Origin of the sequence: Desulfogranum mediterraneum DSM 13871, from assembly GCF_000429965.1 — a bacterium.
In the GTDB taxonomy this organism is placed as follows: Bacteria; Desulfobacterota; Desulfobulbia; order Desulfobulbales; family Desulfobulbaceae; genus Desulfogranum; species Desulfogranum mediterraneum.
The window spans coordinates 213,519-238,491 of the sequence record NZ_KE387006.1 but is presented as its reverse complement, the minus strand read 5'-3'; the positions used below and the strand labels follow the sequence as shown (position 1 = coordinate 238,491).

Below are 24,973 nucleotides of genomic sequence, written 5' to 3'. Positions count from 1 at the left end.
ATCATCCCTGCCAAGACGCCTGCAAACAACAGGGGGCTAAAGACCGCACCCTCGAGGCTGAACAGAGCAGGGTAGAGCCGGGTAATCGACTTGATACCTTTGGCCAGATAAATATCCCCTGCACCATTCTTCTTCACTTCAGCAGGAGCATACTCGATGTTGCCCCCTGGGCAAGCGCCACAGGTGGTATGGCCCACGAGCTGAATGTCCTCATTCTTATAGGGCAAAGGTGCCTTCGCGCTCATCCATGGCCCGCAGGCACTTACTCCCGGCACGGCTCTGGCAGGCACCACAAATAATAATGCTCATTTCAGAATTAACCCAAATGACAACAAAGAACAATCTCTTGAATGACCGCTGCAGACCGCTTACATCCCTGTACTACCAGTCAACTGTAGATTAGCTACTACTTCAACAATCAGGAGAGTCATTAGCCTGCCTAATCTTTCACGATTTCCCAGAAAAGCTATACTCACCTGTAAGCTTACATGCTCCCAGGAAGATGCTCAGCTATTTACTATTACGAAAAGCAGGGCTCTATTTTCTTTTTCAAAGTGAATCCATGTTACTTTAAAAAAGACTCAGATAGTCTTAGAAAAAAAAGCATTCTCAACTGCCTGTTACAGCAACTCTCAACAACAGCTCTTTTCCGATGGAGCACTGCATTTCTTTTTTTGAAAAATGAGTATTTTTTAGTACCCATTCCTTACAAGGTGTAAACAATGTTACTTAAAATGCAAGAACAGATTCAATACTACGCAGATACAATCTCAGCTATTACCGGGCTGGACATAGAAGTCGTAAACACGAAACTTATCCGTATCGCCGGGACTGGGGAATATGCCGGAAACATTGGGAAGAGCATTAACAACGCAGGAAACCTATTAAAAACAACCCTAAAAGGTAGTACACCGCTCTTTATTGACAATCCCCGTAAAAACATCATCTGCAAAGGATGCCCGACCAAGGCAACTTGTCACGAACTGTGTTCCGTCTGTGCACCCATTTCTGACGGAATAACTACATACGGAGCTATGGAGATGGTCTGCTTTTCTTCGGAAGTGCGGAAGCAAATGTTGGGTCGACGTGAAATTTACATGAACTTTCTGTCCTTACTAGCCAGCAGTATTGCGGTCCGTGTCCGGGAGAGGAAAGAGTTTGAGGATATCAATGACCTCCTCAACGTCATGTCTCAGGTGGTTAACGCTAACGAAAAAGGCATACTGATCTACGATGGTCAGGGATCAGTTGTGTTTAATAATGATCAGGCGGAGAAAATTCTCCAGAAAACCATCCCTTCTCAATTTGAGAACTTCACCATCACCCCGACCGGGTTCACCCTATCCGACCTAAATGAATATAGTGTGGAACAGGACGGTCGGCAACAATTGATAATTGGCAAACAGGCCGAAATAGAATCTTCAACAAACCGTTTTTCTTCGGTTTTTGTTTTTGACACCATCCGTTCAGTTGTATCCAAGTCACTGCAGGCTGCAACGGTTAATTTCGACAGTAGCCTTGACCATATTATCGGCCATTCTCCTCACATTATTCTATTAAAAGAACAGATTACCGCTACAGGAGATACTAATTCATCCGTCCTGATCACCGGAGAGAGCGGTACAGGCAAAGAGCTGGTTGCCCGTGGCATCCATTCCATCGGTGACAGGTCTAAAGAGCCTTTTGTGGCCATAAATTGCGGCGCAATTCCGGACACGCTGCTTGAAAGTGAATTATTCGGCTATGTTGGCGGAGCATTTACCGGAGCCTTGCCGCAAGGACAGATCGGGAAATTCGAACTGGCAGACGGGGGAGTGCTGTTTCTGGATGAGATATCATGCATGCCGCTCTATCTACAGGTTAAACTTCTGCGTGCACTGCAAGAGCGCACCATAATCCGCCTGGGAGGCAACCGTCCTGTAGCCGTTGACATACGCGTCATAGCTGCAAGCAACGACAATCTCCATGAACTGATGGCTCAAAACATGTTTAGAAGCGACCTCTACTACAGGCTGAACGTGATCCCTATTCAGACCACTCCCCTGCGCCAGCGCCTTGAGGATCTCGATCTGCTGGTCAATCATTTCATCACAAAATACTGCGATTTATTCGGGAAAAACAAACTCAACCTCCCCTCATCGATCATTCAACGCATGCGCAATTACTGCTGGCCAGGTAACATCCGTGAGCTTGAAAACGCCATTGAATATCTTATAAACATGTCGGCTCCAGATGGCACTATCAACGAAGCAGGACTGCATGCCGGCTTCCTACAAAGCAAAGGGGAGTCAATGCCGGAAACGGTTAAACTTTCTCAAACACCGCAATCGCCCATGGTTCCGCTCAAGGAAATGGAAAAGCAGGCAATCTTGCGAGCACTTGAATATTACGGAGATTCCACCTCTGGCAAAAAACAGGCCGCCAAGACCCTGGGAATCAGCCTGGCAACTTTATATCGGAAACTTGATCGATAAAGACATAGAGCGCCAGCTCTCTTGACGGATACCTCCTCCACTATCGCCTTCACCCTGCTTGCCCCCTCTCTCGCAAGCTTCTCAAAATGAGAAATTTCTCATTTTGAGAAGCTTGCGCCATTGTCAAACCAGACACAACAAACATCTAACCACCTACAATAACAAAACATATACAAAATCTCGCTTCTGGCGCGCTCTTTGCTAGTCATGAATAAGCTGCATTAATCTATTCATCGAGGAGGACAGACGTTGTCAAAAGTAAAGATTCAATACAACGGGAGTTTAAAAGCTCCCACAACAGGAGCTGATGTCTCCATGTTGAGCAGGGACGTAGCTGAAAAGGTGCGGAACTTCCACTCCACCTTTGAAGCCTACACCCCGACTCCACTGGCTAGACTCAACAATCTTGCCACTCATTTCGGCCTTAGAGAAGTGCTGGTCAAAGACGAATCATACCGTTTCGGCCTGAACGCTTTCAAGGTCCTCGGCGGCTCCTACGCGGTAGGTGAATACCTTGCCCGGAAACTGGGCAAAAGCATTACGGAAGTAAGCTGCGATTCCCTGAAATCACAAGAAGTGCGTGCCGCTGTCGGTGATATAACATTTGCCTCCACAACCGATGGAAACCATGGACGCGGCCTGGCCTGGGCTGCCCAGCAGTTCAACCATAAAGCTATCATTTACATGCCTAAAGGTTCTGACCCTGTCCGCCTTGAGAACATCAAATCACATGGTGCACAATGCACCATTTCCGAACTGAACTATGATGACTGTGTACGGATGGCTTGGGACACAGCACAAAAAAACGACTGGGTTACAGTGCAGGACACTGCCTGGGACGGATATACAGAAATCCCCAATCTGATCATGCAGGGCTACACCACATTGGCCCTTGAAGCCCTGGAGCAGATGCAAGCCATTGACGTCAATCGTCCCACCCACGTGCTGCTTCAGGCCGGAGTAGGTTGTTTTGCAGGGGCAATGCTGGGATTCTTTATGTCTGTATTCGGAAAAGATGCTCCTACTTTCATCCTTGTAGAACCTGAAGCAGCCAACTGTTTCTATGCTTCTGCCTGTGCCAATGACGGTAAGCCCCACGCTGTTTACGGAGATCTTGCAACACTGATGGCCGGACTTGCATGCGGCGAGCCCAATCCCACCAGCTGGGAGATCCTGCGCGACTACCCGCTGGCTTACGCTTCCTGTACAGACGACATAGCCGCCAAAGGCATGCGCATTCTGGGCGCTCCCATAAAGGGAGATCAGCAGGTTGTTTCCGGTGAATCCGGAGCGGCAACAATAGGTTTTCTCAACTGGATCATGCAGGAGGAAGAAGGGTGTGAGGCACGGGAAAAAATTGGACTCAATGAGAACTCGAAAGTTCTGTGCATCAGCACAGAAGGAGACACATCCCCACAGACCTACCGGGATGTGGTCTGGTTCGGACGAGAAAAATTATAGTTCAAACAACTTGTTATGGAGAATATGATGGGAAATAATGAACTCGGCTTTACCACTTCAGAGTTTGAGGCAAGAACAGCGCGTATACAGAAGGTCATGCATGAGAAAAGACTCGATGCTGTTTTCCTGACCACAGAACCTAACATTCGTTACTTCACCGGCTTCTATACCCAGTTTTGGGAAAGCCCAACTCGACCCTGGTTTCTGGTTATTCCCCTTGAAGGCAAACCCATCGCCGTAATCCCCGGCATAGGTGCAAGCGGCATGCAGGCCACCTGGATTGAAGATATCCACACCTGGTCTTCACCCAATCCTGAAGACGATGGTATCACCCTCGTATCAGGCGTTATCAACTCCCTCCCCAGCTGTTTCGGACGAATCGGCGCCACCCTCGGACTGCAGTCATACCTGCGCATGCCCACCACCGACTACCTGAAGCTTGCCGACATGCTTAAGGGCAAGGAGTTTATTGATATAGCGAAAGATATCCATCAGCTTCGCAGCATAAAATCAACCGCCGAAGTGGAAAAGATCCGCAGGGCCTGTGCCATTACCAACCACGGCTTTGACATGATTCCAGCCCATGCCAAAGCAGGTCAGACCGAACGTGAAATCTGTACCCAGATGCGCATCAACATGCTCAGCAAGGGAGCGGAATTCGTTAAATACCTCATTTCCGGCTCAGGTCCCGACGGATACGATTCCATTATCATGGGTCCCACTTCGCGCATAATTGAAAAAGGGGATGTACTCATCATCGATGTAGGAGCTGTTTACGACGGCTACTTCTCCGACTTTGACCGCAACTTCGCTTTCGGACATTGCAGTGATGAGACAAAACGGGCCTACGACTGCGTTTACGAGGCAACCGATGCCGGATTTAAAGTGGCCCGCCCTGGTGCAACCACCACCGACCTGTACAAGGCCATGTGGAAGGTCATGGAAGCTGGCGGAGCACTCGGCAACGAAGTAGGGCGCCTGGGACACGGACTTGGTATCCAGTTGACAGAGTGGCCCTCCAACACAGCCACAGACAACACCGTGCTAGAACCGGGCATGGTTATCACCCTTGAACCAGGCATGACGTATGCTCCAGGCAAAGATATGGTCCACGAAGAAAACATCGTGATTACTGAAGACGGTGCCGAGTGGTTGACCCGCCGCGCCAGTGAGCATATCACAATCATTGATTAACCTGACACTGCAAGGAGATTATTATGTCAAATGGTAACGTAGCTGTCGCGGCAAAACCTGCAGTTGTAACCATCCAGCAGCTTAACCAGGGAAAAATGCTGTTCATTAGCACCATGAGCTTTATTGCTCTAGTCGTACTTACCGGACTGCTTTTCCCGGAACATTTATATAACGTCGGCATAGGAACAATGAACTACCTGACCGAGACTTTCGGCTGGGTCTACATGGCAGGTTCTTTTGCCTATGTAATGGTCATGTTCTTTTTTGCATTCAGCAAATACGGCAATATCCGTTTTGGCGATGACGATTCGAAGCCAGAATTCAGCACTTTTTCGTGGATGGGCATGTTGTTCTCAGCCGGCATGGGTACTGTAATGCTTTACTGGGGGGTCGCAGAACCAGTGTATCACTACATGAATCCGCTGGTCACAACCGGGATCTCCCCTCAATCCCCTGAAGCGGCAAAATTTGCAATGAAGCAGAGTTTCATCCATCAGGGCATTCAGGCATGGTCCGCATTTTCTGTTGTCGGCCTGATTCTCGGCTATCTCATGTACCGCAAGAAAGAAAGCGGCCTGATCAGTAACATTCTGCTTCCCTGGGGCCGCGACAAAGCCAACGGCAATTGGGGCAAAGCTGTCAACCTGATCTGCATATTCGGGGCTATTGCTGGTATTTCAACCTCCCTCGGTCAAACTGGACTATCTCTGAGTGTAAGTTTTTCATACCTGCTTGGGACTCCGGACTCAACACTGACAAAATTCCTTGTTGTTGGAATCATCACCGGCATCACAGTCCTTTGCACTACAACAGGACTTGAAAGAGGGATCAAAGTCCTTTCAGACTACAATGCATACCTGCTCATGGGCTTGATCCTGCTGGTAGGAGTGGTCGGCCCGACCACAACAATGCTCAATGTATATTTTGACTCCATTGGCAACTACATGAACGACTTCTTCCGTGATGGGCTGATGCTGCCTACTTTCGCTGCAAAAGAAGAGACCCCATGGATTACCGGCTGGCCGATATATTACTATGCATGGGCTATCGCCTGGGCACCTTTTGTCGGCCCCTTCATTGCCCGTGTTTCCAAGGGACGAACAGTACGTGAGTTCATCCTCGGCTCCATGATCCTACCCTGCCTCGGTATTTTCCTCTGGGTAGCCTTCTTCGGAACCATAGGAATTCAGGCCCCGGCTGAAGCCCTCAAGGCTGCAGCAGCATCTTCAAAGGCTGCCACCTTTATCGTTTTGGAAGGATTCCCGTTAGGTTCTCTTATCTCATGGGGTGTTGTACTGGCCCTGTTCACTTGTTTTATCACTTCCTTGAACAGTTCCACCTTTACCCTGAGCTCCATGAGTCAGGACGGCGCGACCAACCCCAGCAACAGGATGAAGACCATCTGGACTATTGCTCAAGCTTCCATGGCACTGACTTTGATGCTCGGCAGCAAAACAGGTATTGAACTCCTGCAGAGTATCAGCCTGATATTTGCCTTGCCACTGATGTTTGTACTGTTTCTGTGTATGATCAGTACAATGAAGATGTTCCGCCAGGAATTCCAGAATTGATGAGGTTATCTCTTCACTCCTCGTCCATTCCTACATACTTCCATTGGCGCGAAAGCAACCAATCTTCGCGTCAACGAGCCAACCAGACCAGGAAAGAGACTTTATGTTTGACAAAATTGTTGCACACACCAAACACTATGAGCAGGAAATATACGACCTTGCCAGCGAACTTATCCGCACGGAGAGCCTTTCGGGTCACGAAGGAGAGGCTGCAAAAATCGTTGCCGATAAAATGAAACAGCTCAAATTCGACTCAGTAGAAGTCGATGAAATGGGCAATGTTTGCGGCTCGGTAGGAAACGGTCCGCTTTTTGTCTGCGTTGACGGTCACATGGATGTAGTAGCGACAGGTGAAGAGAGCCTGTGGTCGCGCCCCCCCCTGTCCGGCGAGCAGGATGCTGATAACATTTACGGACGAGGGGCAACAGATATGAAATCGGCCATAGCGTCCATGATCTATGCCGGTAGGATTCTGAAAGACCTTAATCTAACAGACAGAATCAGATACATGGTCTGTGCTAGCGTTCAGGAAGAACCATGCGAGGGTCTGGCCTGGGAATACATGATCGAAGAGCGAGGCATGCACCCCGACTTCGTCATCCTGGCAGAACCAAGCGAAGACCAGATTTCACTGGCCCAGAGAGGGCGCATGGAACTCAAAGTATCCGTATCTGGACAAACAGCCCATGCCTCCGCTCCCCACATGGGAGACAATGCCATTTACAAAATGGCAAGAATCATATCCGACCTGGAAGCATTGAACGCCAGAATGGAGGTGAAAGATAGCGAGTTGGGCAAAGGCTGCCTTGTTGTTTCTGAGGTTCACACCAAAGCTCCTTCCAGATGTTCTGTTGCAGACCACTGTGACATTTCCATCGATAGGCGGCTGACCTGGGGTGAATCCGCAGACTACGCCATTGACCAAATTAAAAACCTTCCCAGTGTGGTAGAGGCAGGCGCAGAAGTTGAAGTTCACATGTTTGAAGAGCCTTCCTATACCGGAAAACAGTGCGTTAAGGAATGCATTTTCCCCGCATGGAAGCTGGACAAGCAACATCCAGTAACCCATGCGGCGCAGAAAGCGTACAAAGGACTTTTTAACAAAGATGCAGTCTTAACCACCTGGCCTTTTTCCACAAACGGGGTCGCCATCATGGGAAAAAACAATATCCCGGTCATCGGTTATGGTCCAGGCGACCTGAAATCCTGTCACGTTCCCGATGAATATGTAAAAAAAGAACAGGTTCTTGCTGCGGCCATGATGTACGTCGCACTTCCTATTATCTATGCTAACAACAACTAACTTAAAGGAAATTCCAAAAATGAAAACACAGATCAGCACTACCAATGCTCCAGGAGCAGTCGGACCCTATTCCCAGGCAATAAAAACAGGCAACACCCTCTATATTTCCGGTCAGCTTCCCATCGATCCTGATACAGGCAAGATGTGTGAAGGTTCCATTGAGGAGTGTACTCGCCAGGTCCTTGAAAACCTCAAGGCAATCATCACCGAAGCAGGTGGTTCTCTGGACAATGTTGTAAAAACAACTGTATTCATGGCAGACATGAGCAATTTCCTGGAAGCAAACGGTGTTTACTCAGAGTATTTTTCACAGCCGTTTCCCGCACGCAGTGCGTTTCAGGTAGCAGCTCTACCTCTAGGCGGACGCATTGAAATCGAAGCTATTGCTGTACTGAATTAATCAGGCTACATCCGGATCTCCCAAAAAGGTTAACAGGTTATCCCGCCCTGCGACATGGTTTAGGAGAAAATAGGGCTGTTCAGGAGTTCAAAGCCTCCTGAAACGTTTTGATTGAAGTGATTGTGACTTCAGCTTCAGGCTCAAAATCTACACAGGCTTAAGCCAAAGATATCAATAAGGCGGTTGGGAGATTCGGATAGACCCAAGAAAATGATGCCAAGCAGCAACAGGGGGGAGCAGTCTCAGTGGTTAAAAACAAGCAGATTCAGCAGCGAGGCCCCACCCCACATCACCAGCGCATAGTGCCAGTTGCTCTGCAGAATCCCCCGGGGTGAAGCCTTGTATCGACTCACCAGGGCCAAGCCCACCCCGGACAGAGGGCTGCTGCCCGCGGTGATCGCCCAACTGCTCAAGAAGAGAAAACCTAACCGGGAAGGATCCGGTTGCAGGGGGATCAGCAGCGGGCTGACTATGGCGATGCTGACAATGGGATGCACCCCCATGATCCCGATGATGATCATCCCTGCCAAGACGCCTGCAAACAACAGGGGGCTAAAAACCGCACCTTCGAGGCTGAACAGAGCAGGGTAGAGCCGGGTAATCGACTTGATGCCTGTGGAAAAGACCCCTGCGGCAAGAAACAGGGCAAACTGACTGTTCACGGCTGCTATCCTGGTGTCGATGAAGCGATGCAGTGTTGCCAGCCTGGGCCGACCACGCATAAAGAGGCAGGCGCCCAGAGGCGCAAGCAGGCAGATGAGCAGCAAGATGTTGAGCTCGTGCCAGAAATGGTGGACCACGATCACGGCAGCGGCAAGCAGGAGCGGAACCAGCAGACTTTCAACCCGGAGAGGATAACCGGCAAAGGGTTCTTTCTGCCAACAGCACACCTCGATGATGGTATAGCCCAGGGCGATCCCGCTCATCAGCGCGCCAGGAATCAGCGTCTCTTTCCACACCATTCCCGGAGCATAGGTAAGGGCAACACCGGTGGCGATGAAAAAGGGCGACCACCAGGCAGCCGCACTGAAGGAGCGTCCCAGGACAATCAGTTGCGCCCTGCTGAGCGCTCCGTGTTTTTGGAGGCGATCCCCAAAGACAAACATCACCGACAGGTTGATCACCGCTCCGAACAGGTGGGTTCCCAGGGCCGTTGCCGCCACGGCGCGCTTGCCGCTGGGCAGGTCAGGATCTTCACGATCTTGGCTGGTGAGGGTGAGAAAGGTCACCGCCACAAACATGGCCAGCAGGGGCAGGTTAACGGCAAAGATCTCGGTCCAGCCCAGAAAGCCCCCCTGGCTCGCCGAAAAAGAGATGGCCAGCAAACCGCTGCCCACCAGCAACAGGGCCTGGTGCAGGGCGCCCTTTGCCAGGGATCGCCAACTCAGCAGGACCACCAGGTAGGCGAGGAGGGTCGCCACGGTGAGGAGAGCGGGAGAGAGGACACTGAGCAGATAAAAGAGCAGGGTCCCCACGATCATCCAGCCGATATATTTTTTCATAACAGACAGGAGGGAATCTTGGATAAGCAGCGATTATCTTCCATTTCTTCCATTTCGAGGGGCCGGGAAACGCCCAGCCACCTCTTCACCAAGGGTTCAAGCGGATCAGGACAGAGGAACAGCAACAGCTTGTACCACAGCCCACCACCATTTTCTTGCAAAGAATGTACTCTTTCCACCGGCACCGCAGGAATCCTTGGGAAACAGGCCCCACCGTGTCGGCGGTGAGTGCATGGAGAGCTCCTCCCCTGTGAGGGCTCAGGCAGCAAGATCTTTGTACCAAAATTATCACAACCTACTACAATGAGCTGACAACGACACCCTCTCACCCCGCTGCCGACAGGGCCACAGGAGGGAGTGTCGAGATGCGGAGGATTTTTCAGGATGCTGCCGAGTTGGAGAGGAACTTTCAGGGACTGATACACCAAGAGGAGGATCTATCGTGGCAGAGGCCTTATCCACCAGCCTGACGAGATTATTCCGGCTGACAGGGGTGTTGCTGCTCTTGGCTGCTGATACCGTTTTCGCGGCCAGTGCGGGTCCACTCAACCTGACCACCAGCTTGGCAGGGCTCAGCTGTCTGCTGATCTTTATGGTTGCCTATGGCCTGGTTGTGTTTGAAGAGTATACCCAGCTGCGCAAGTCAAAGCCGGTCCTCCTGGCTGCCGGGATCATCTGGGGTCTGATTGCTGCAATCTATGCGGCCAATGGCTTTACCCAGGCGGCCGAAGTGGCGGTGCGCCACAACATCCTTGACTATGCCGAACTGCTGCTCTTTCTCCTGGTGGCCATGACCTATATCAATGCCATGGATGAGCGCCAGGTCTTTGAAACCCTGCGCAGCAGACTGGTCTGTACAGGATTCTCCCTGCGCAAACTGTTCTGGCTCACCGGTGCCATCTCCTTTCTCCTCTCACCGGTTGCCGACAACCTCACCACGGCCATGCTGATGTGCGCCGTGGTGATGGCCATAGGCAGGGATAATCGTCGCTTCATCAGTCTTGCCTGTATCAACATCGTGGTTGCAGCCAATGCCGGCGGAGCCTTCTCCCCCTTTGGCGACATCACCACCCTGATGGTCTGGCAGAGGGGGCTGGTTGACTTTACCACCTTTTTCAACCTGTTTATTCCCTCCCTGATCAACTGGCTGCTGCCGGCGGCCATCTTCCACTTTGCCGTCCCCAGAATGCAGCCGGCGGCCTGTCCCGTCGATGTCCGCCTCAAACGCGGCGCCCTGACGGTCATGGTCCTCTTCCTCATGACCATAGCCACTGCGGTCTGCTTCCATAACTTTCTCCACCTGCCGCCGATGATGGGGATGATGACCGGTCTTGCCTATCTCAAACTTTTTGGCTTCTACCTGAAGAGGACCCACAAGAATCCCAAGGGAGCGCCCGGTTATGATCCCAAGAAATCAGGGGAGCAGATCGGCGATACCGTTGCCTTTGATGTTTTTCGCAACATCGCCAGGGCCGAGTGGGACACCCTGATGTTTTTTTATGGGGTGATCCTCTGTGTCGGAGGCCTTGGCTTCATCGGCTACCTGGGGATTGTTTCAGAGCTTATCTACGTTGGCTGGGGGCCTCTGCCCGCCAACATCATGGTAGGGATACTTTCGGCGACCCTGGATAATATCCCCGTTATGTTTGCCGTTCTGACCATGCACCCGGAGATGTCCACCGGACAGTGGCTGCTGGTCACCCTGACCGCAGGTGTCGGCGGCAGCCTGCTCTCCATCGGTTCGGCCGCAGGCGTGGCCCTGATGGGCCAGTCCAAGGGAATATATACCTTCTTCAGCCACCTGAAATGGGCCCCGGTCATTGCCCTGGGATACGCGGCCAGCATTGCAAGCCATATCCTGATCAACAAGCGCTTCTTTGACGGCATCGCCATCTAGCCGCTGCACCCCGCGCAGCCTCCCCCGGCCGGGAGGCTGCCTGTTCCCCCCCTGTGCACAACCCAGGCCCCTTCGACAGCAGGCCACCTTGAAAAAATGCTTTTTCTTCCAATCTCGGCCTTGCACCCAAAATTTTATCCCTGCAATATCAAATACATGACTGCGGTAAAATTTTTCGCGCGCCTTGGCCTTGATCGAAAAATCTCACTTTTCAAGGTACCCAGCAGACTTGAGCTTGCCTCGATCCTGCCCCCGCAGACCCCACGCACCTCTCCGGGGGAGCCTCCGGCACCCACCCGGCTGAGAGCACTCAACCCCGCCGACCCGAGACGCAACAAGGATGTGGCACCAGAGGTGGTCTCAGCTGGGTATCTCCTGGGCGCCACCGAGACAAGCCACTATAATCATAAGAAAAAAGACAAGCGCACCAAAACGGTTGCACCTTGATCCTCCCCTGCCTCTCTTAAGGAGAGCCTTGCAAAGCCTGCAATAGCGGGAGCCGGCAGGGTATGGGAGCCGGCAAGGCCCCATTCCGGCGCAACATTTAAGTTGCAGATCAGAGCAAAAAACACCACTCTCTCCAGGTCAGCGGATAAAACCAGAAGAATACAAACCGACAACAACTTGTTTTCACATTAAAAAAAACACATCCCGACAGAGCTGTCATCTCCGGCATGAATAGTGCTGTAAGCGTAACCAAGACGAGGAAACTATGAAGCGACCACCATACCGACAACATTGCTGGCTACTCCTCTGGAGCATCCTCTGTGCTCCAGGCAGTGCCTGGGCCTTACAACCCCATAGCGCGCCCGAAGGGCTCTATGTACACCAGATGTCCCACCTGCTGTTCATGGGGGCCTTAATCTACCTCTACTGGCACACCCGTCGAACCCCTGAGTTAAGCGGTAGGGGCTGGAGATACTTACAGACCTTCTGCCTTCTCTTTGCCGGCTGGAATCTGCTGGCCCTGGTGGGGCACGAGGCCATCAAGTTTCTCTCACCTGGGGATTTCATCGCTAAATCGAGCTGGAACGAACAGATTGTTGGCCCCATCAGCCCGATAAAGATGGTCTACTTCATCACCAAGATGGACCATCTGCTCTATGTCCCGGCCCTGGTTGCCCTGGTGGTGGGACTCCGCAGCTTTAGTCAAGAAGTTCTCAGGGAGAAGGAGCAATGAACAGCCTGCCCCTCCTGCCTGCGAACATTGTCGACATTATCGGCTCCAGCCTGGCAATCCTGCTCTCTTTCCTGGCCCTCTACTACGCCAGGATCCTGGTCAGGACAGAACCAAACAACTTTATCTGGGGCTTCCTCTTCTATTTCTGCGTTGCCATGGCAGCGTTCTCGCTCTCCAGGGGCGTTGGTCATATTGTCCGGATTTTCCTGGTCTTTGGCGGACAGGGAGCGCTCTGGAAAGAGCTCTCTCCCTACTCGGGCGGTTTCAACACCATGTTGATCATCTCCACCGCAGCGGTCACCATCTACTATCACAAGGGGCTTGCGGCCTACAAGGCGATCAGGTCGGAGGCAGAAAAACTGAGTGAGGCCAACAGCAAGCTTTTCTCCAGTGCCGCCCAACTCAAGCTGCTCAATACCCACCTGGAAGAGATCGTGGATGAGCGCACCCGCAACCTCTCGACCTCGGAGAAGAAATTTCGCAAATTTTTCGAGAACTCCAAGGACATCATCTTTTTCTGTGACCAGTCCGGCTACCTGACCAGCATCAACAGCAGCGGCAGGGAACTGCTTGACCTGGATCCATCCCTGGAACGCGTCAGCTTTTATGACCTTTTTGCCCGGGCGGAAGATCGCCAGCGCTATGTCGACGCACTGCAAAAAAACGGTTTTGTCAGGGACCTGGAGATTGAGTGCAGGGGACGAGGCGGAACCAGGCGCTATATCCTCTTTACCGCCAACACGGTCTATGACCAGGCGGGAACCATGGTCGGCTGTGAGGGGATAGGCAAGGATATGACCCGGCTCAAGACCATGACCAAGCAGCTCATTAACCGCGAAAAGATGGCCTCGGTCGGCGAAATGGCCGCAGGAGTCGCCCACGAGATCAACACCCCCCTGGGGATCATCCTCGGCTACACCCAGTTGATGCTGGATGATTACCACCAGGGCACAGATGCCCATGCCAACCTTGAGGTCATGGAGCGTCAGACCAAGGCCTGCAGGAGGATTGTAGCCGACCTGCTCAAGTTCTCCCGCCAGGCGGACAGCGTCAAGGCCGCCATTGATCTCAACCAGCTCATCGAGGAGGTCTTGGCAGTCACCGAGCACTCCCTCAACATCCACCAGGTGAGGGTGATCCGCAACTTTGATCCGCACCATCCAGAGGTGATCGGAGATGCGGAAAAGCTGCGTCAGGTCATGATCAACCTCCTGAATAATGCCCAGTACGCCATGGCAGAAGACGGCGGCCGCCTCTTCATCACCACCTACAGCCAGCAGGAGGAGGTCCTCCTCTCGGTCCGGGATACCGGCAGCGGTATCCCCGAAGAGATCAAAAGCAAAATCTTTGATCCTTTTTTCACGACCAAGGAAGTCGGCAAGGGAACGGGGCTTGGCCTCTCGGTTATCTACGGCATCATCCAGGAACATGGGGGCAGCATCACGGTTGAAAGTCCGTTCATCGATCCCGAGAGCGGTGAGACCATCAGCGGGACAGCCTTTCAGATACGATTGCCGCTCAGTGAAGCGCCAAAGCAAACAGACAGGGAGCACACCTAACAATGGCTGAAATACTCGTATTGGACGACGTCCTGGACGCAGTGGTTCTGGTTAAAAAAGTACTGACCAGAGAGGGACACCATGTCCGGACCTTTACCGAGGAGCAGGAAGCGATCGATCATGTCGCCCGGCATCGGGTCGATCTTGCCGTCCTTGATATCAAACTGAAGAAGATGAACGGCATCCAGGTCCTGGAAGAGATGAAAAAGCTCAACCCCGAGCTCAGGGCGATCATGCTGACCGGCTACCCCACCCTGGAGACAGCCCGGACAGCCATTGAACTCGGTGCCGGTGAATACTGCGTCAAACCGATTGACATCCTGGAGCTGAAAGAAAAAGTAGCAGAAGTTCTGACACGTTAGTAACTGGATCCAGATGACAGCTTTCGCGTCATCGGACGCGAGTCACAATGTTCAGATCAGCAAATGACAACAAGGAGAGTTGTATGAAACAATCAGTTTACTCCATGTGCGGGATGTGCACGGTGCGCTGCCCCATCCGGGTGGAGTCTGAAGACAATCAGGTAACCTGGATCGAAGGGAACCCCCATCTGCTTGGCGGGGCACTCTGTGCCAAGGGTACGGCCGGTGTTGCCCTGGTCAACGACAGCCAACGTCCCCAATCCCCCCTCATCCGGGTGGGTGCTCGCGGTGCCGGACGCTGGCGTGAGGCGGGCTGGGACGAGGCCCTGGATTATATCGCCGCCAAACTGAAAACCATCAAGCAGACCCATGGTCCGGAGTCGGTGGTGCTCTCCAGTCGCGGCGGCCCCTGGCAGGGGATGTACAAGGCCTTTATCCATGCCTTCGGCTCTCCCAACTACACCAATCACGACTGCACCTGCGGCCGCAACACCCACCATGCCAGTCTCTCCATCAACGGGGTCGGCCGCAAGGGCTTTGGCTACGACATCAGGAATGCCCGCCACCTGGTGCTCTTTGGTCGGGACATGTTTTCCGCGCTGCGTATTGCCGAGAACCATCAGACCCTGGACATGCTCGATAAGGGCGGCCGCCTCACCTATGTGGATGTGCGTCAGACCATGACCGGTGCCAAGGCCAGCCGCTTCTTCCAGATTCGACCGGGAACCGACTATGCCTTGGCCCTGGGGCTGATCCATGAGGTGATTAAACGGGGCTATTACGACCAGGACTTCCTGGACCGTTACGTCAGCGGTTTTGACGAACTCTGCAGCTTTATTGAAGCCTACACCCCGGCCTGGGCGGCCAAGGAGTGCAACATCAGGGAAAAAGAGCTGCTGGCCTTTGTGGATGAGATCGGCGAAGACCGACCCGGTGTAATCTTTCATCCCGGCTGGAACCTGGCCAGGTACAGGGACTCCTTTTATGCCAGTCGCGCCATGCATATCCTCAACGTGCTGATGGGCAACATCGAGCTGAAGGGCGGGCTGTTTATCCCCAAGGGTGCAGCCGACTGCGGCCTGCCAGGGATTCGCTCCATTGACTGCGCGAAGCCTGATATCAAACGGGGTGACGGGGTCGGCTGGCAGTACACCCACTTCGACAAGGGGCCTGGTCTGGCCCATCTCTTCTTCAACAACATGCTCAAGGAAGATCCCTACCCGATCAAGGCCTGGATTGCCATGCGCCATGATCCATTCAGCGGCATGCCCGATCCCCAGCAGCAGAAGCTGGCCTTTGACAAGTGCGAGCTGCTGGTCTCCATCGACACCAACTACAGCGAGTATGGCTGGTACAGCGATGTCATCCTCCCGGAATCCACCTATCTTGAACGGGATACCCCCATTGTCCAGCAGAAAGGCCTGAAGCCACGGCTGGCCGTCCGGCGCAAGGCCGTTGAACCCAGGTACGACACCAGGGCCTCCTGGGAGATTTTCACCGGCCTGGCCCATCGCCTGGGCCTGGAAGCCACCTTCCCCTTCACAACCATCGAAGAACTCTGGGCCTGGCAGCTTGAGCCCACCGGCCACACCATGGCCGACTTTGAGGAAAAGGGTTTTGTCGAACTGATCGACCAGCCCCTCTGGCATGACCGTGACCAGCTGGACTCCACCTTCAAGACCCCCAGCGGCAGGATTGAACTGGTCAGTGAAAAACTGACCAAGGCGGGCCTGCCATCCTTAAAGCCCTTCGAGAAACCGGAGGCAGCGGAAAAGGGCATGTTCCGCCTGATCTACGGCAAGGTGGCGGTCCACACCCAGGGCCACACCACCAACAACCCCATGCTCTCCGAACTGATGCCCACCAACACGGCCTGGATCAACACCAAGCAGGCGAAAAAACTGGGTATTCAGACAGGCGACCAGGTGGAGCTTTCCTCGGCCGATCACTCCTACAACGCCACCGTGGCGGCCCAGGTAACCGATCATGTCCACCCGGAGGCGGTCTTCACGGTGCATGGTTTCGGCAAGGAGATTCCCCGTCAGCGAAGGAGTTTCCTGGCAGGAGTCAGTGATCAGAAACTGATGGTCGGCGCACTGGATGACTGGGACCAGGCAGGAGGCGGAATCAGTCTCTGCGAAGTTTTCGTCCATGTGAAAAAGAGTATTCGCAACACCACCAGGAGGGCGGAACTGTGAAAAAATATATGATTCACCTCAACAGCCGCAGATGCATCGCCTGTCATGGCTGTGAGGTGCACTGCAAGGCCAACAAGAACCTGCCCGTGGGTCCGTTCCTCTGCACCGTCAGCTGCACCCCCTTAAAGAAGGTAGGCGGCATCCCGAAGACAGAGATCACCTTCTCGGCCTGCAGACACTGTGAGGACCCGCTCTGTGTCCCGGTCTGCCCCACGGATGCCATGCTCCAGCGCAGAGACGGGATCGTCTACATCGACCAGGAGAAATGTATCGGCTGCATGGCCTGCACGAGCGCCTGCCCCTGGGAGATTCCGGTCCAGAACCCCGATACCGGTAAGGCGGTGAAGTGTGATCTCTGCATGGACCGGCTTGACGCCGGCCTGAAACCGGCCTGCGTTGCCAAGTGCACCACCCATGCCCTGAAGCTGGTTACCCTCCAGTCGACCTGATGCCCTCCAGCCACCTGCAGCCGGTCAACGATACCGCTGGCGCCTGCGCCTGACGCCAGCGGTGCTGAGGATGCCCATGAGCCCTGATACCCATTTTATCGAAAACGACTACCTCAAGGTTTTTCAGGAGGTCACCCGCCTGATCAGCAGTGTCCATGATGCCCAGGAGGTCATGGATCTGGTGGTCAGACGGCTTCCTGCCCTGTTGGAGGTGGACGCCGCCACCATCAGATTGTTTGACCGTGGAACCAACAGTTTTGTCCTGGGGGCTGCCTGGGGGGTTTCCGATGAGTATCTCTCCCGCTCAACCATCGATACCGACGAGGTGATGTCGGCATTGCTCTCCGGCAGGCCGACTGCCAGGAAGAATATCGATGTAAGCTGTGACCATGACAACTGTGCCTTTATCTCCAAGGAGGGCGTCAAGAGTGCCATGTCACTGCCCATCATCTACAAGGATCAGATAACCGGCCTGCTCCGTCTCCTCACCAAGGACCGGCGTGAATTTGCCCAGGCAGAAATCAACTTTGCCATGTCCCTCGCGGAACAGGTGGGGCTGGCCATTGCAACCTGCCAGATGTTTCAGGAACTGGAAAACCAGGTCAGGTTTTTTAGTGCCCAGCGAGAAATATCCCGGCTGGTCAACTCCACCCTGAACCTTGAACAGATCCTGGAGGCGATTGTTGAAAAACTGCCCGGGATCATGGGGGTCAAGGGCTGCACCATCCGCCTGCTCCAGCCTGCCACCAATCGTCTTGAGCTGGTTGCAGCATCGGGTGTTTCCAAAAAATACCTGACCCGGGGCAGCATTAACCGTGAGGATTCCATCTTCAAGGTGCTGAAAGGGGAGCCGGTGGCGATCTACGATGCAGCCAATGATCCCCGGGTCAACTATCACGCGGAGATCAGGGAAGAGGGCATCCGCTCCATCCTGGCGGTGCCCATAACAAACGACCAGGAAATTATCGGGGTGCTCCGCCTGCTCAGCGCTCACCATCGCTCCTTTTCGGCCAACGATACCCACTTTGCGGTCACGGTGGCCGAAGAGGGAGGCAATGCCATTGAAAAAGCCAGGTTATATCGCAAGATCAGCCTCCTCTTTAACCAGATTGAAGAGCATGAGCGATTTCTCCAGACCATCCTTGACGCGCTCTGGCTGGAGCTGCTGGTGATCGGACCTGACCAGCGGATCATCATGGTCAACAAGCACTTTCTGGCACGACACGGCCGCCGAGAGGAAGAGGTCCTGGGCCAACGCTACCCATCGGTATCACCCTGGCACGACGCAACAGGCCAGCACTCTCCCCTGGAGCAGGTGCTGCGCTCCTGCAAACCGCGGACCGTGGTCAAGCAGTACCAGGAAGCAGACCGGGAACGCTGGTTTGAACGCCAGCTCGCTCCCATTATCAACGGCCAGGGTGCGGTGGATTTTGTGATCGAGGCCGTCCATGACATCACCGACCAGGTCCTGCTGGAACAGGAACACTCCCAGCGGATGAAACTGCAGGGGGTCATCGAGATGGCAGGGACCGCAGCCCATGAGCTGAACACCCCTTTGTTTGCAGCCTTGGGAACCGCCCAGTTGCTGCGCGATGATGTAGCCGACCCGGAAATGAGCGCAGAGATGGATCTGGTCATCAACAACATGAAAAAGATGGCAGCTCTTACCCGGGAAATGATCAAGGTAACGGGTTTTTCCAGCAATGCCTATGTGGGCTCGACCCGGATTGCGGCCCTCCAATCCAATGCCAAGCCCTCAACATCATGAGAGGATCTGCACAGCTATCCCGGCAGGCGATTGCAGCCTATCTGGAATAATAAACTTTTCGTTCACATTGCCCTGAAGGCAAGAGCTGAACATACGAGGTGAACCATGATTGATATCTGCAACAACGGAACACGGCTGGCAGGAGAACGATGGCAGCAGTTCCTCGCCTCTCCCGTGGGAGTGTACCTCTACAGCGTGGCTACAGCGGCCACAGGCGTCATTATCCTGCTCTTCTTTTTTTCCATGGTGCTCTCAACAGGAGCCCTGTTGCTACTTCTGCCGCTGATCATCGCCTTCAACGCTGCGGCAGCAGGCTATGGCCTGATGGACCGGTGCAGCGCTTTTCCCCATCCAAAAATGGGGCTGCTCAGCATGAGCGTGCTGTTGGCGGCAACAGGCTACCTGGCCATCCCCGTCCTCTTTCCCTGGGAACCGCTGCTTGAGGCCAGCCGAGCCGCCCTCTCGAGCGGCGCGGCACTGGCAGGCATCCTCTTCGGCGCCTGGATTGCACGAAAAAAAGGGGATACAGCAACAGCTGAATCTATAGAAATGTAGAGCGAAGCGACTCGATATGATCATCACATTCAGAGAGGAGGTGCACCCAGGAAAACGATTCCTTCATCCATGCGCAACTTACCACCACAATCACAAGGAGAATCAAGCATGAAAATAATGCGCATCCCGTTTCTGACGGCGATCAGTCTCACCCTCCTGCTCCTGGCAAGTTTGACGCTTGCCTCAGCGGAAACCACAATCACCACCAACGGCAAGGTTGGTGATACCGTCACCATTGAGGGAGCTATTGCACCTGGACAGGAACTCTACCTGACCATTGCCCAGCAAGAGGAGTTCAAGCCCTCTGATGCCACCATGCCCCACGAAGAGAAGAGGTTTGCCAAGGAAACCAAGAAGAGGGGCTTTGGCATGGATGCCTCCATCCCGCCCCTCTACTATGTCCTCACCACCAACCCCACAGCCTTTGGTCAGCGCGTTGACGACACCAGGTACGGCGGTCCTTCCGTGCTGCTGGGCAAGGGTCGCACCAAGGGACTCTACTCCACCTACAGCTACCTGCTCAACAAAGACTTCAACGGGATAGATGCCGCAGCCAAGGCCGGGCTGGGCCCCATTCAGAGCGAGGAACAGTGGAAATTCCTGAAATGGGCCAACGAATCCAGCTATGGTATCAACACCATCGTCAAGGAGGGCAACCGGGTTGGTAAGATTGTGATCTTCTCCAGGACCGTCCTCCAGGACCAGTCAAGCGGCAACTACTGGGACAAGGGGACCACGGTCAAGCTGGACAAGGCCACTGGTCAGTTTAGCGCCAGCTTTACCAGCTATCGCCACACGCCGCCGGACACCAAATTTGACGTCTATGTCAACGGCAGCAAAGCCACCTCCTTCGCCTTAGAGGGCAAGGGTTTCTGGCTGGCCAAAGGCTTCCGCTACATGAATCCTCTCTGGATCGTGATCGGCGCCATTGCCGTGGGGACCTACTTTTCCATGATTGGCGCTGCCGGCGGTATGCTGATGGCCGCCTTCCAGGTCCTGGTTGTCCAGACCGCAGGTCCGGTGGGGGTGAACGCCGCCAACGTGCTCAAGCCCTCCAACATGGCCCTGACCCTGTTCTCCCCCCTTGGTTCTTTTTATCGCTTTGCCGTGGTGGAGAAGCGGGTGGCCTGGCCGGTTGGTATCTCCTTTGGTGTCGGTATCTTCATCGGTTCCATCTGGCTCGGTAAATATGTCTCTGCCATGCTGCCCATGGCTGCCTACAAGGAGTGGCTCGCGGTTCTGGTGGTGATCATGGGGATCAAGACCCTCACCGAGATGACCCCCAAGGCCATGAACAAGCGGAAGAACATCAAGGCCATGACCCAGAAGTTCAATGCGGCCGTGAAAAAGGCCAAGGAGACCGGGGAGGCCATGGAGATGGGCTCCATCGAACCGGTAAAGACAGGACTCACCGATTACCGCTTCAAATTCTGGGGTGAAGAGTTCAAGATCAATCCCCTGCTCTTTGCCTTCCTCGGTGTGCTCATCGGTATCGTCTCCCGCTCCTTTGGTATCGGCGGCGGCTTTCTGCTGGTACCGGCGATGACCACCCTGGGTGCGCTGCCCATGTATGTGGCCGTACCGATCTCCCTGATCGGCACCTGTTTTTCCAGTATCGGCTCCTTTTTGGGCTATGTCATGATCGGTTACTGGCCGGACTGGGTGCTTGCCGGTGCGATCATCATCGGCGGCTTTGCCGGTGGTATGCTGGGCAGCCGTGCCCAGAAGCTCTTCAGTGAGATGCAGCTGAAGGTGGTCCTGGCCATCACCCTGTTCTTCCTCTTTTTCCGTTTCTTCAAAATTGAAGTTTGGATCTGAGCAAGAAGAACGTTATACTGAGCCGAGCCGGGGGAGATCCTCCCCCGGCCTTCACCAACACGAGAGAAGAGAGTCCCTTCCATGGATGCCTTGCTTGACACCCTCTGGGAATACCTGGCAGCAGGATTCAGCCTTGCCGGCGATAGCCTGTTCTCCCTGCTCCAACATCTCCATCTGCTGGGGCCGCCTGTCCTTATCTCCCTGCTCGCAGTGGGCACGGTCCTGCTGACCAAGCTGTTGAACCGACTGATCATCACCAGGCGCTACCTGGAGTTGGAAAAGATCTATCACCACTGGCTGCAGCTCCGCCAGGAGGCGATGCAATGTGCAGACCGGGACAAGGGCAGCAGAATGGCCCGCAATATAGACCAGGCTGAACTGAACAAGGCCTACTATGATTACTTTTTTGAAGGACTGCTCCTGGGCATCGCACGCAAGGTCCTGCCCATCTTCTTTGTCTTTGCCTTTATCAATGAATACTACCGGCCGGAACAGATGTTGGAACTCTTTGGCAGGGAATACCTGCTCCGGCTAGGCACAGGCAGCGGCGAACCGATCCTGATCGGAGCGGTCTTCTGGTATTTCATCTCCCTGCTCTGCACCTACCTGTGCTGGAGTCTGGCAGGCGCCCTGGCAGGAAAAGTCAGAACCGCCAGAAACCTCAGCACCACGCCCTGTTGCTCGCTTCCCCGAACCGTTGAGGAGAGCAAGATCTGAAGCAGTCAGCGCCAGCCGCGGTGCCCTGACTGCACCGACCATCACCTTCCAAGGGGGAAGCCATGCTGCTCAACGCACTTTTCAAGCACTGGAGCTACCGGATATTTGCCCCTGGGACCATGCTCCGTGAAAAGTATGAGGCCCTGAAGCGGCTGTTGCAGTACGACATCCACTGCCATGAGCAGATGGCGGAGTTTCAAGGCCTGCTCCACGGCGGCCAGCCCCAAGACCTCGCTGCCATCCGCAAACGATTCAGCTGTTTTTCCCAAGAGGTGTCCGGGATGATAGCAGCCCTGGAAACCATGGCTCCCGGCAGTTACCTCTCCCTGAAAAACTATCATAAAAAATTCGACTCTTATATCCGCTTTCTCCTGGCTCCGCCCAGGCTGAATACGAGCCCGCCCTATGTTCTTCCCCTGGAAGAGGTCACCGTTGATACCGGCCGGATCGGCAACAAGGCCAAAAACCTTGCCCGTATCCACAACGAACTCGGACTCTCGGTGCCCAGGGGCTTTGTGGTCACTGCCAGTGGTTTTCACGCCTTTATAGAGTACAACAAGCTCCGCACCTCCCTGGATGAACTGCTTGCCCAGCTCCGGATTCACTCTCCCCGGTCTCTGCAGGAGGTCTCCGGCCAACTGCAGACGCTCGTTCGTCAGGCAAAACTGGTGCCTGCCATCAAGGAGGCCATGCTCTCCGCCTACGACGGCTGGAGGCAGGATTCCCCTGCTCCCATCCGGGTTGCCGTACGGAGCAGTGCCCTGGGCGAGGATGGCAGGGTTTCCTTTGCCGGTCAATACACGACCCTGCTGGATGTTGAGCGGGACAGGATCGCCTGGGCCTACCAGGAGGTGCTTGCCTCAAAATATAGGCCTGAGGCGCTCTTCTACCGGATCAGCCACGGGCTTGGGGACGAAGAGACCGCCATGTCGGTACTGGTTCAGGAGATGGTCCAGGCCGACTGCAGCGGCGTCCTCTATACCCAGAGCGTTCTCCGGGAGCCAGGCCACCGGCACCATCTCCACATCCACGCCACCCGCGGCAGCGGCGATCGCCTGGTGGCAGGCCGGGCACTGGCTGAGAACTCTCTCCTCACCAGGGATAACCCGCCACGGCTGGTCTCCGGATCGGCCGGGGAGAGGATCCTCCCCGCTGCGCTGGCTATAGAGATTGCAGAGCAGGGGCTGCAGCTGAAAGACCTTTTCGGCGCTCCCCAGGATATCGAGTGGGCCGTTGACGCTTCGGGGGCCCTCTTCATCCTCCAGGCTCGGCCCCTGCAACTCGCTGGCCAGAACGAAAGCCCTCCTGAAGACGGTGACGGACCGGAGCGGCAGCTCCTGCGTAGAGCTTGCGAACAGGCCGCACCTGGCAGCGCAGCGGGCCGGGTCTACCAGCTGGACGAGTCCCACCCCCTGGAAGACATTCCCCAGGGGGCGGTGCTGGTGAGCCGTGATTCCCCGCCTGATCATGTCCAGGTCATCCACCGAGTTGCCGCAGTCCTTGCAGAGCGCGGCAGCAGGGCCAGCCACTTTGCCACGGTGGCCCGGGAATTCGGGGTCCCCTACCTGACCAAGGTTACCGATGCCTGCGCCTCTTTTCAACCAGGCAGCATGATCACGGTCGACGGCAACAGGGGGTGCGTCTATGCAGGTCCTGTTGAATCCCTGCTGCAAGAGAATGCAAGGGCGGCACAAGAGGTTGGCTACCAGCGGATACTCAAAGAGGCCTTAAGCTTTATCACCCCCCTTGAACTCGTCGACGCGGCCGGGGATAATTTTACTCCGGAAGGCTGCCGCTCCATGCATGACATCATCCGCTTCTGCCATGAAAAGGCCCTGCTGGCCATGTTTACCGCAGGCAGCCCCGGGAGCGGCAGAGGCGCCTTGCGACTGGTGGCCGACCTGCCCCTGGATGTCTATCTCTTTGATGTGGGAGGCGGGATCAGCACCCAGCCCCATGGGGCTCGATCCATCCCGCTCAACCAGGTCGCCTCCGCCCCCTTCCAGGCACTCTGGAGGGGAATGGACCATCCCGGTGTGCAGTGGAAACAGAAACCTTTTGACTGGGAGGCATACGACAAGATAGCATTATCCGGTGGCGTTCCGCCGAAAAGAGACAGCTTTGCCTTTGCCAGTTACGCCGTCATCGGGGCAGACTATCTCCACTTCAACCTTCGCTTTGGCTATCACTTTACCATCGTGGATGTGCTCTGCGCTGACAGCCCTGCAGAAAATCACTGCCTGCTCCGCTTTGCAGGCGGAGGCGGTGACTATGAACAACGCCTACTTCGGATTGATTTTATTGCCCGCGTGCTCCATCGCCTTGAATTTGTCGTGGAAAAAAAAGGCGATCTCTTGGAGGCAAAGTTGACCAATCTGCCCGGCTCCCTGATGCTGGATAAACTGGATATGCTTGGTCGTCTACTTGGCGCCAGCAAACTCATGGACATGGTGCTGGTGGACCGGCAGATGGTTGCCGCCTATGTGGAAGAATTTTACAGGGGACGATATTCCTTTTCCCAGGAAGGTTAAGGGTATCCACGAACCATGAAGAAAAAAGAGGATG

At 54.4% G+C, this 24,973-nt stretch carries 19 protein-coding genes; 17 read left to right on the top strand and 2 right to left on the bottom strand.

Annotated features, from left to right (window positions below):
* On the bottom strand, positions 1 to 245 hold a 245-nt coding region (locus G494_RS28190; protein ID WP_208597717.1), incomplete at its 3' end, for a CGGC domain-containing protein.
* Between the two features lie 477 nt (positions 246 to 722).
* Between G494_RS28190 and G494_RS0119245 the strand changes: the two genes are divergently transcribed.
* From G494_RS0119245 to G494_RS0119220, 6 genes are all read left to right on the top strand, one after another.
* Positions 723 to 2,474 (top strand): sigma-54 interaction domain-containing protein, encoded by a 1,752-nt coding sequence (locus tag G494_RS0119245; RefSeq protein ID WP_028585820.1) that lies wholly within the window; start codon positions 723 to 725, stop codon positions 2,472 to 2,474.
* 249 nt (positions 2,475 to 2,723) lie between these two features.
* Positions 2,724 to 3,935 carry a diaminopropionate ammonia-lyase gene (gene dpaL / locus G494_RS0119240; protein WP_028585819.1) on the top strand — a complete coding sequence of 404 codons (1,212 nt, stop codon included), beginning with the start codon at positions 2,724 to 2,726 and terminating at the stop codon, positions 3,933 to 3,935.
* A gap of 24 nt (positions 3,936 to 3,959) precedes the next feature.
* The gene (locus tag G494_RS0119235; protein ID WP_035247678.1) at positions 3,960 to 5,129 is read left to right on the top strand and encodes a M24 family metallopeptidase; all 1,170 of its coding nucleotides are present in this window, start codon (positions 3,960 to 3,962) and stop codon (positions 5,127 to 5,129) included.
* Between the two features lie 23 nt (positions 5,130 to 5,152).
* A complete protein-coding gene (locus tag G494_RS0119230) occupies positions 5,153 to 6,700 on the top strand; it encodes a BCCT family transporter (RefSeq protein ID WP_208597716.1) in 1,548 nt (515 codons plus the stop codon).
* A gap of 103 nt (positions 6,701 to 6,803) precedes the next feature.
* Positions 6,804 to 8,003, top strand: coding sequence for a YgeY family selenium metabolism-linked hydrolase (locus G494_RS0119225; protein ID WP_028585816.1), 1,200 nt, complete (start codon positions 6,804 to 6,806; stop codon positions 8,001 to 8,003).
* A 19-nt stretch (positions 8,004 to 8,022) separates the two neighbouring features.
* Entirely contained in the window at positions 8,023 to 8,403 is a 381-nt protein-coding gene (locus tag G494_RS0119220; protein ID WP_028585815.1) for a RidA family protein, read from the top strand.
* Positions 8,404 to 8,645: 242 nt separating this feature from the next.
* Here G494_RS0119220 and G494_RS0119215 read toward each other — a convergent pair whose 3' ends face one another.
* Positions 8,646 to 9,905: a hypothetical protein gene (locus tag G494_RS0119215; RefSeq protein ID WP_028585814.1), complete on the bottom strand. Its 1,260-nt coding sequence runs from the start codon at positions 9,903 to 9,905 to the stop codon at positions 8,646 to 8,648.
* A 442-nt stretch (positions 9,906 to 10,347) separates the two neighbouring features.
* Between G494_RS0119215 and nhaD the strand changes: the two genes are divergently transcribed.
* From nhaD to G494_RS0119155, 11 genes are all read left to right on the top strand, one after another.
* Entirely contained in the window at positions 10,348 to 11,802 is a 1,455-nt protein-coding gene (gene nhaD, locus G494_RS0119210; protein WP_084457100.1) for a sodium:proton antiporter NhaD, read from the top strand.
* Between the two features lie 712 nt (positions 11,803 to 12,514).
* On the top strand, positions 12,515 to 12,982 hold the full coding sequence (locus G494_RS24565) for a hypothetical protein (protein ID WP_051305892.1): 468 nt from the start codon (positions 12,515 to 12,517) through the stop codon (positions 12,980 to 12,982).
* Positions 12,979 to 14,541 (top strand): two-component system sensor histidine kinase NtrB, encoded by a 1,563-nt coding sequence (locus tag G494_RS0119195; RefSeq protein ID WP_028585811.1) that lies wholly within the window; start codon positions 12,979 to 12,981, stop codon positions 14,539 to 14,541. Before G494_RS24565 ends, G494_RS0119195 begins: the two co-directional genes overlap by 4 nt.
* Before the next feature lie 2 nt (positions 14,542 to 14,543).
* Positions 14,544 to 14,903 (top strand): response regulator, encoded by a 360-nt coding sequence (locus G494_RS0119190; RefSeq protein WP_028585810.1) that lies wholly within the window; start codon positions 14,544 to 14,546, stop codon positions 14,901 to 14,903.
* An 83-nt stretch (positions 14,904 to 14,986) separates the two neighbouring features.
* Positions 14,987 to 17,101, top strand: coding sequence for a molybdopterin-dependent oxidoreductase (locus G494_RS0119185; protein WP_028585809.1), 2,115 nt, complete (start codon positions 14,987 to 14,989; stop codon positions 17,099 to 17,101).
* Positions 17,098 to 17,550, top strand: coding sequence for a 4Fe-4S dicluster domain-containing protein (locus tag G494_RS24560; RefSeq protein ID WP_035247587.1), 453 nt, complete (start codon positions 17,098 to 17,100; stop codon positions 17,548 to 17,550). The genes G494_RS0119185 and G494_RS24560 overlap by 4 nt, the downstream gene beginning before the upstream one ends.
* Before the next feature lie 76 nt (positions 17,551 to 17,626).
* A complete protein-coding gene (locus G494_RS0119175) occupies positions 17,627 to 19,318 on the top strand; it encodes a GAF domain-containing protein (RefSeq protein ID WP_028585808.1) in 1,692 nt (563 codons plus the stop codon).
* A 105-nt stretch (positions 19,319 to 19,423) separates the two neighbouring features.
* On the top strand, positions 19,424 to 19,873 hold the full coding sequence (locus G494_RS0119170; RefSeq protein ID WP_028585807.1) for a hypothetical protein: 450 nt from the start codon (positions 19,424 to 19,426) through the stop codon (positions 19,871 to 19,873).
* A 108-nt stretch (positions 19,874 to 19,981) separates the two neighbouring features.
* Positions 19,982 to 21,691, top strand: coding sequence for a sulfite exporter TauE/SafE family protein (locus tag G494_RS0119165; RefSeq protein WP_232362600.1), 1,710 nt, complete (start codon positions 19,982 to 19,984; stop codon positions 21,689 to 21,691).
* Positions 21,692 to 21,772: 81 nt separating this feature from the next.
* Positions 21,773 to 22,408, top strand: a complete 636-nt coding sequence (locus G494_RS0119160; protein WP_028585805.1) for a hypothetical protein — start codon at positions 21,773 to 21,775, stop codon at positions 22,406 to 22,408.
* Positions 22,409 to 22,470: 62 nt separating this feature from the next.
* Positions 22,471 to 24,939, top strand: a complete 2,469-nt coding sequence (locus G494_RS0119155) for a PEP/pyruvate-binding domain-containing protein (protein WP_028585804.1) — start codon at positions 22,471 to 22,473, stop codon at positions 24,937 to 24,939.
* Positions 24,940 to 24,973 lie beyond the last annotated feature (34 nt).

What these genes read in the sequence shown, in the direction of transcription:
- G494_RS0119170 (WP_028585807.1), top strand. Translation starts at nt 19,424, where the DNA reads ATGATTGATATCTGCAACAACGGAACACGGCTGGCAGGAGAACGATGG.
- G494_RS0119245 (WP_028585820.1), top strand. Translation starts at nt 723, where the DNA reads ATGTTACTTAAAATGCAAGAACAGATTCAATACTACGCAGATACAATC.
- G494_RS0119155 (WP_028585804.1), top strand. Translation starts at nt 22,471, where the DNA reads ATGCTGCTCAACGCACTTTTCAAGCACTGGAGCTACCGGATATTTGCC.
- G494_RS0119165 (WP_232362600.1), top strand. Translation starts at nt 19,982, where the DNA reads ATGAAAATAATGCGCATCCCGTTTCTGACGGCGATCAGTCTCACCCTC.
- G494_RS0119225 (WP_028585816.1), top strand. Translation starts at nt 6,804, where the DNA reads ATGTTTGACAAAATTGTTGCACACACCAAACACTATGAGCAGGAAATA.
- G494_RS0119235 (WP_035247678.1), top strand. Translation starts at nt 3,960, where the DNA reads ATGATGGGAAATAATGAACTCGGCTTTACCACTTCAGAGTTTGAGGCA.
- G494_RS0119160 (WP_028585805.1), top strand. Translation starts at nt 21,773, where the DNA reads ATGGATGCCTTGCTTGACACCCTCTGGGAATACCTGGCAGCAGGATTC.
- G494_RS0119175 (WP_028585808.1), top strand. Translation starts at nt 17,627, where the DNA reads ATGAGCCCTGATACCCATTTTATCGAAAACGACTACCTCAAGGTTTTT.
- G494_RS0119185 (WP_028585809.1), top strand. Translation starts at nt 14,987, where the DNA reads ATGAAACAATCAGTTTACTCCATGTGCGGGATGTGCACGGTGCGCTGC.
- G494_RS24565 (WP_051305892.1), top strand. Translation starts at nt 12,515, where the DNA reads ATGAAGCGACCACCATACCGACAACATTGCTGGCTACTCCTCTGGAGC.
- G494_RS0119190 (WP_028585810.1), top strand. Translation starts at nt 14,544, where the DNA reads ATGGCTGAAATACTCGTATTGGACGACGTCCTGGACGCAGTGGTTCTG.
- G494_RS0119230 (WP_208597716.1), top strand. Translation starts at nt 5,153, where the DNA reads ATGTCAAATGGTAACGTAGCTGTCGCGGCAAAACCTGCAGTTGTAACC.
- G494_RS0119215 (WP_028585814.1), bottom strand. Translation starts at nt 9,905, where the DNA reads ATGAAAAAATATATCGGCTGGATGATCGTGGGGACCCTGCTCTTTTAT.
- G494_RS0119195 (WP_028585811.1), top strand. Translation starts at nt 12,979, where the DNA reads ATGAACAGCCTGCCCCTCCTGCCTGCGAACATTGTCGACATTATCGGC.
- G494_RS0119220 (WP_028585815.1), top strand. Translation starts at nt 8,023, where the DNA reads ATGAAAACACAGATCAGCACTACCAATGCTCCAGGAGCAGTCGGACCC.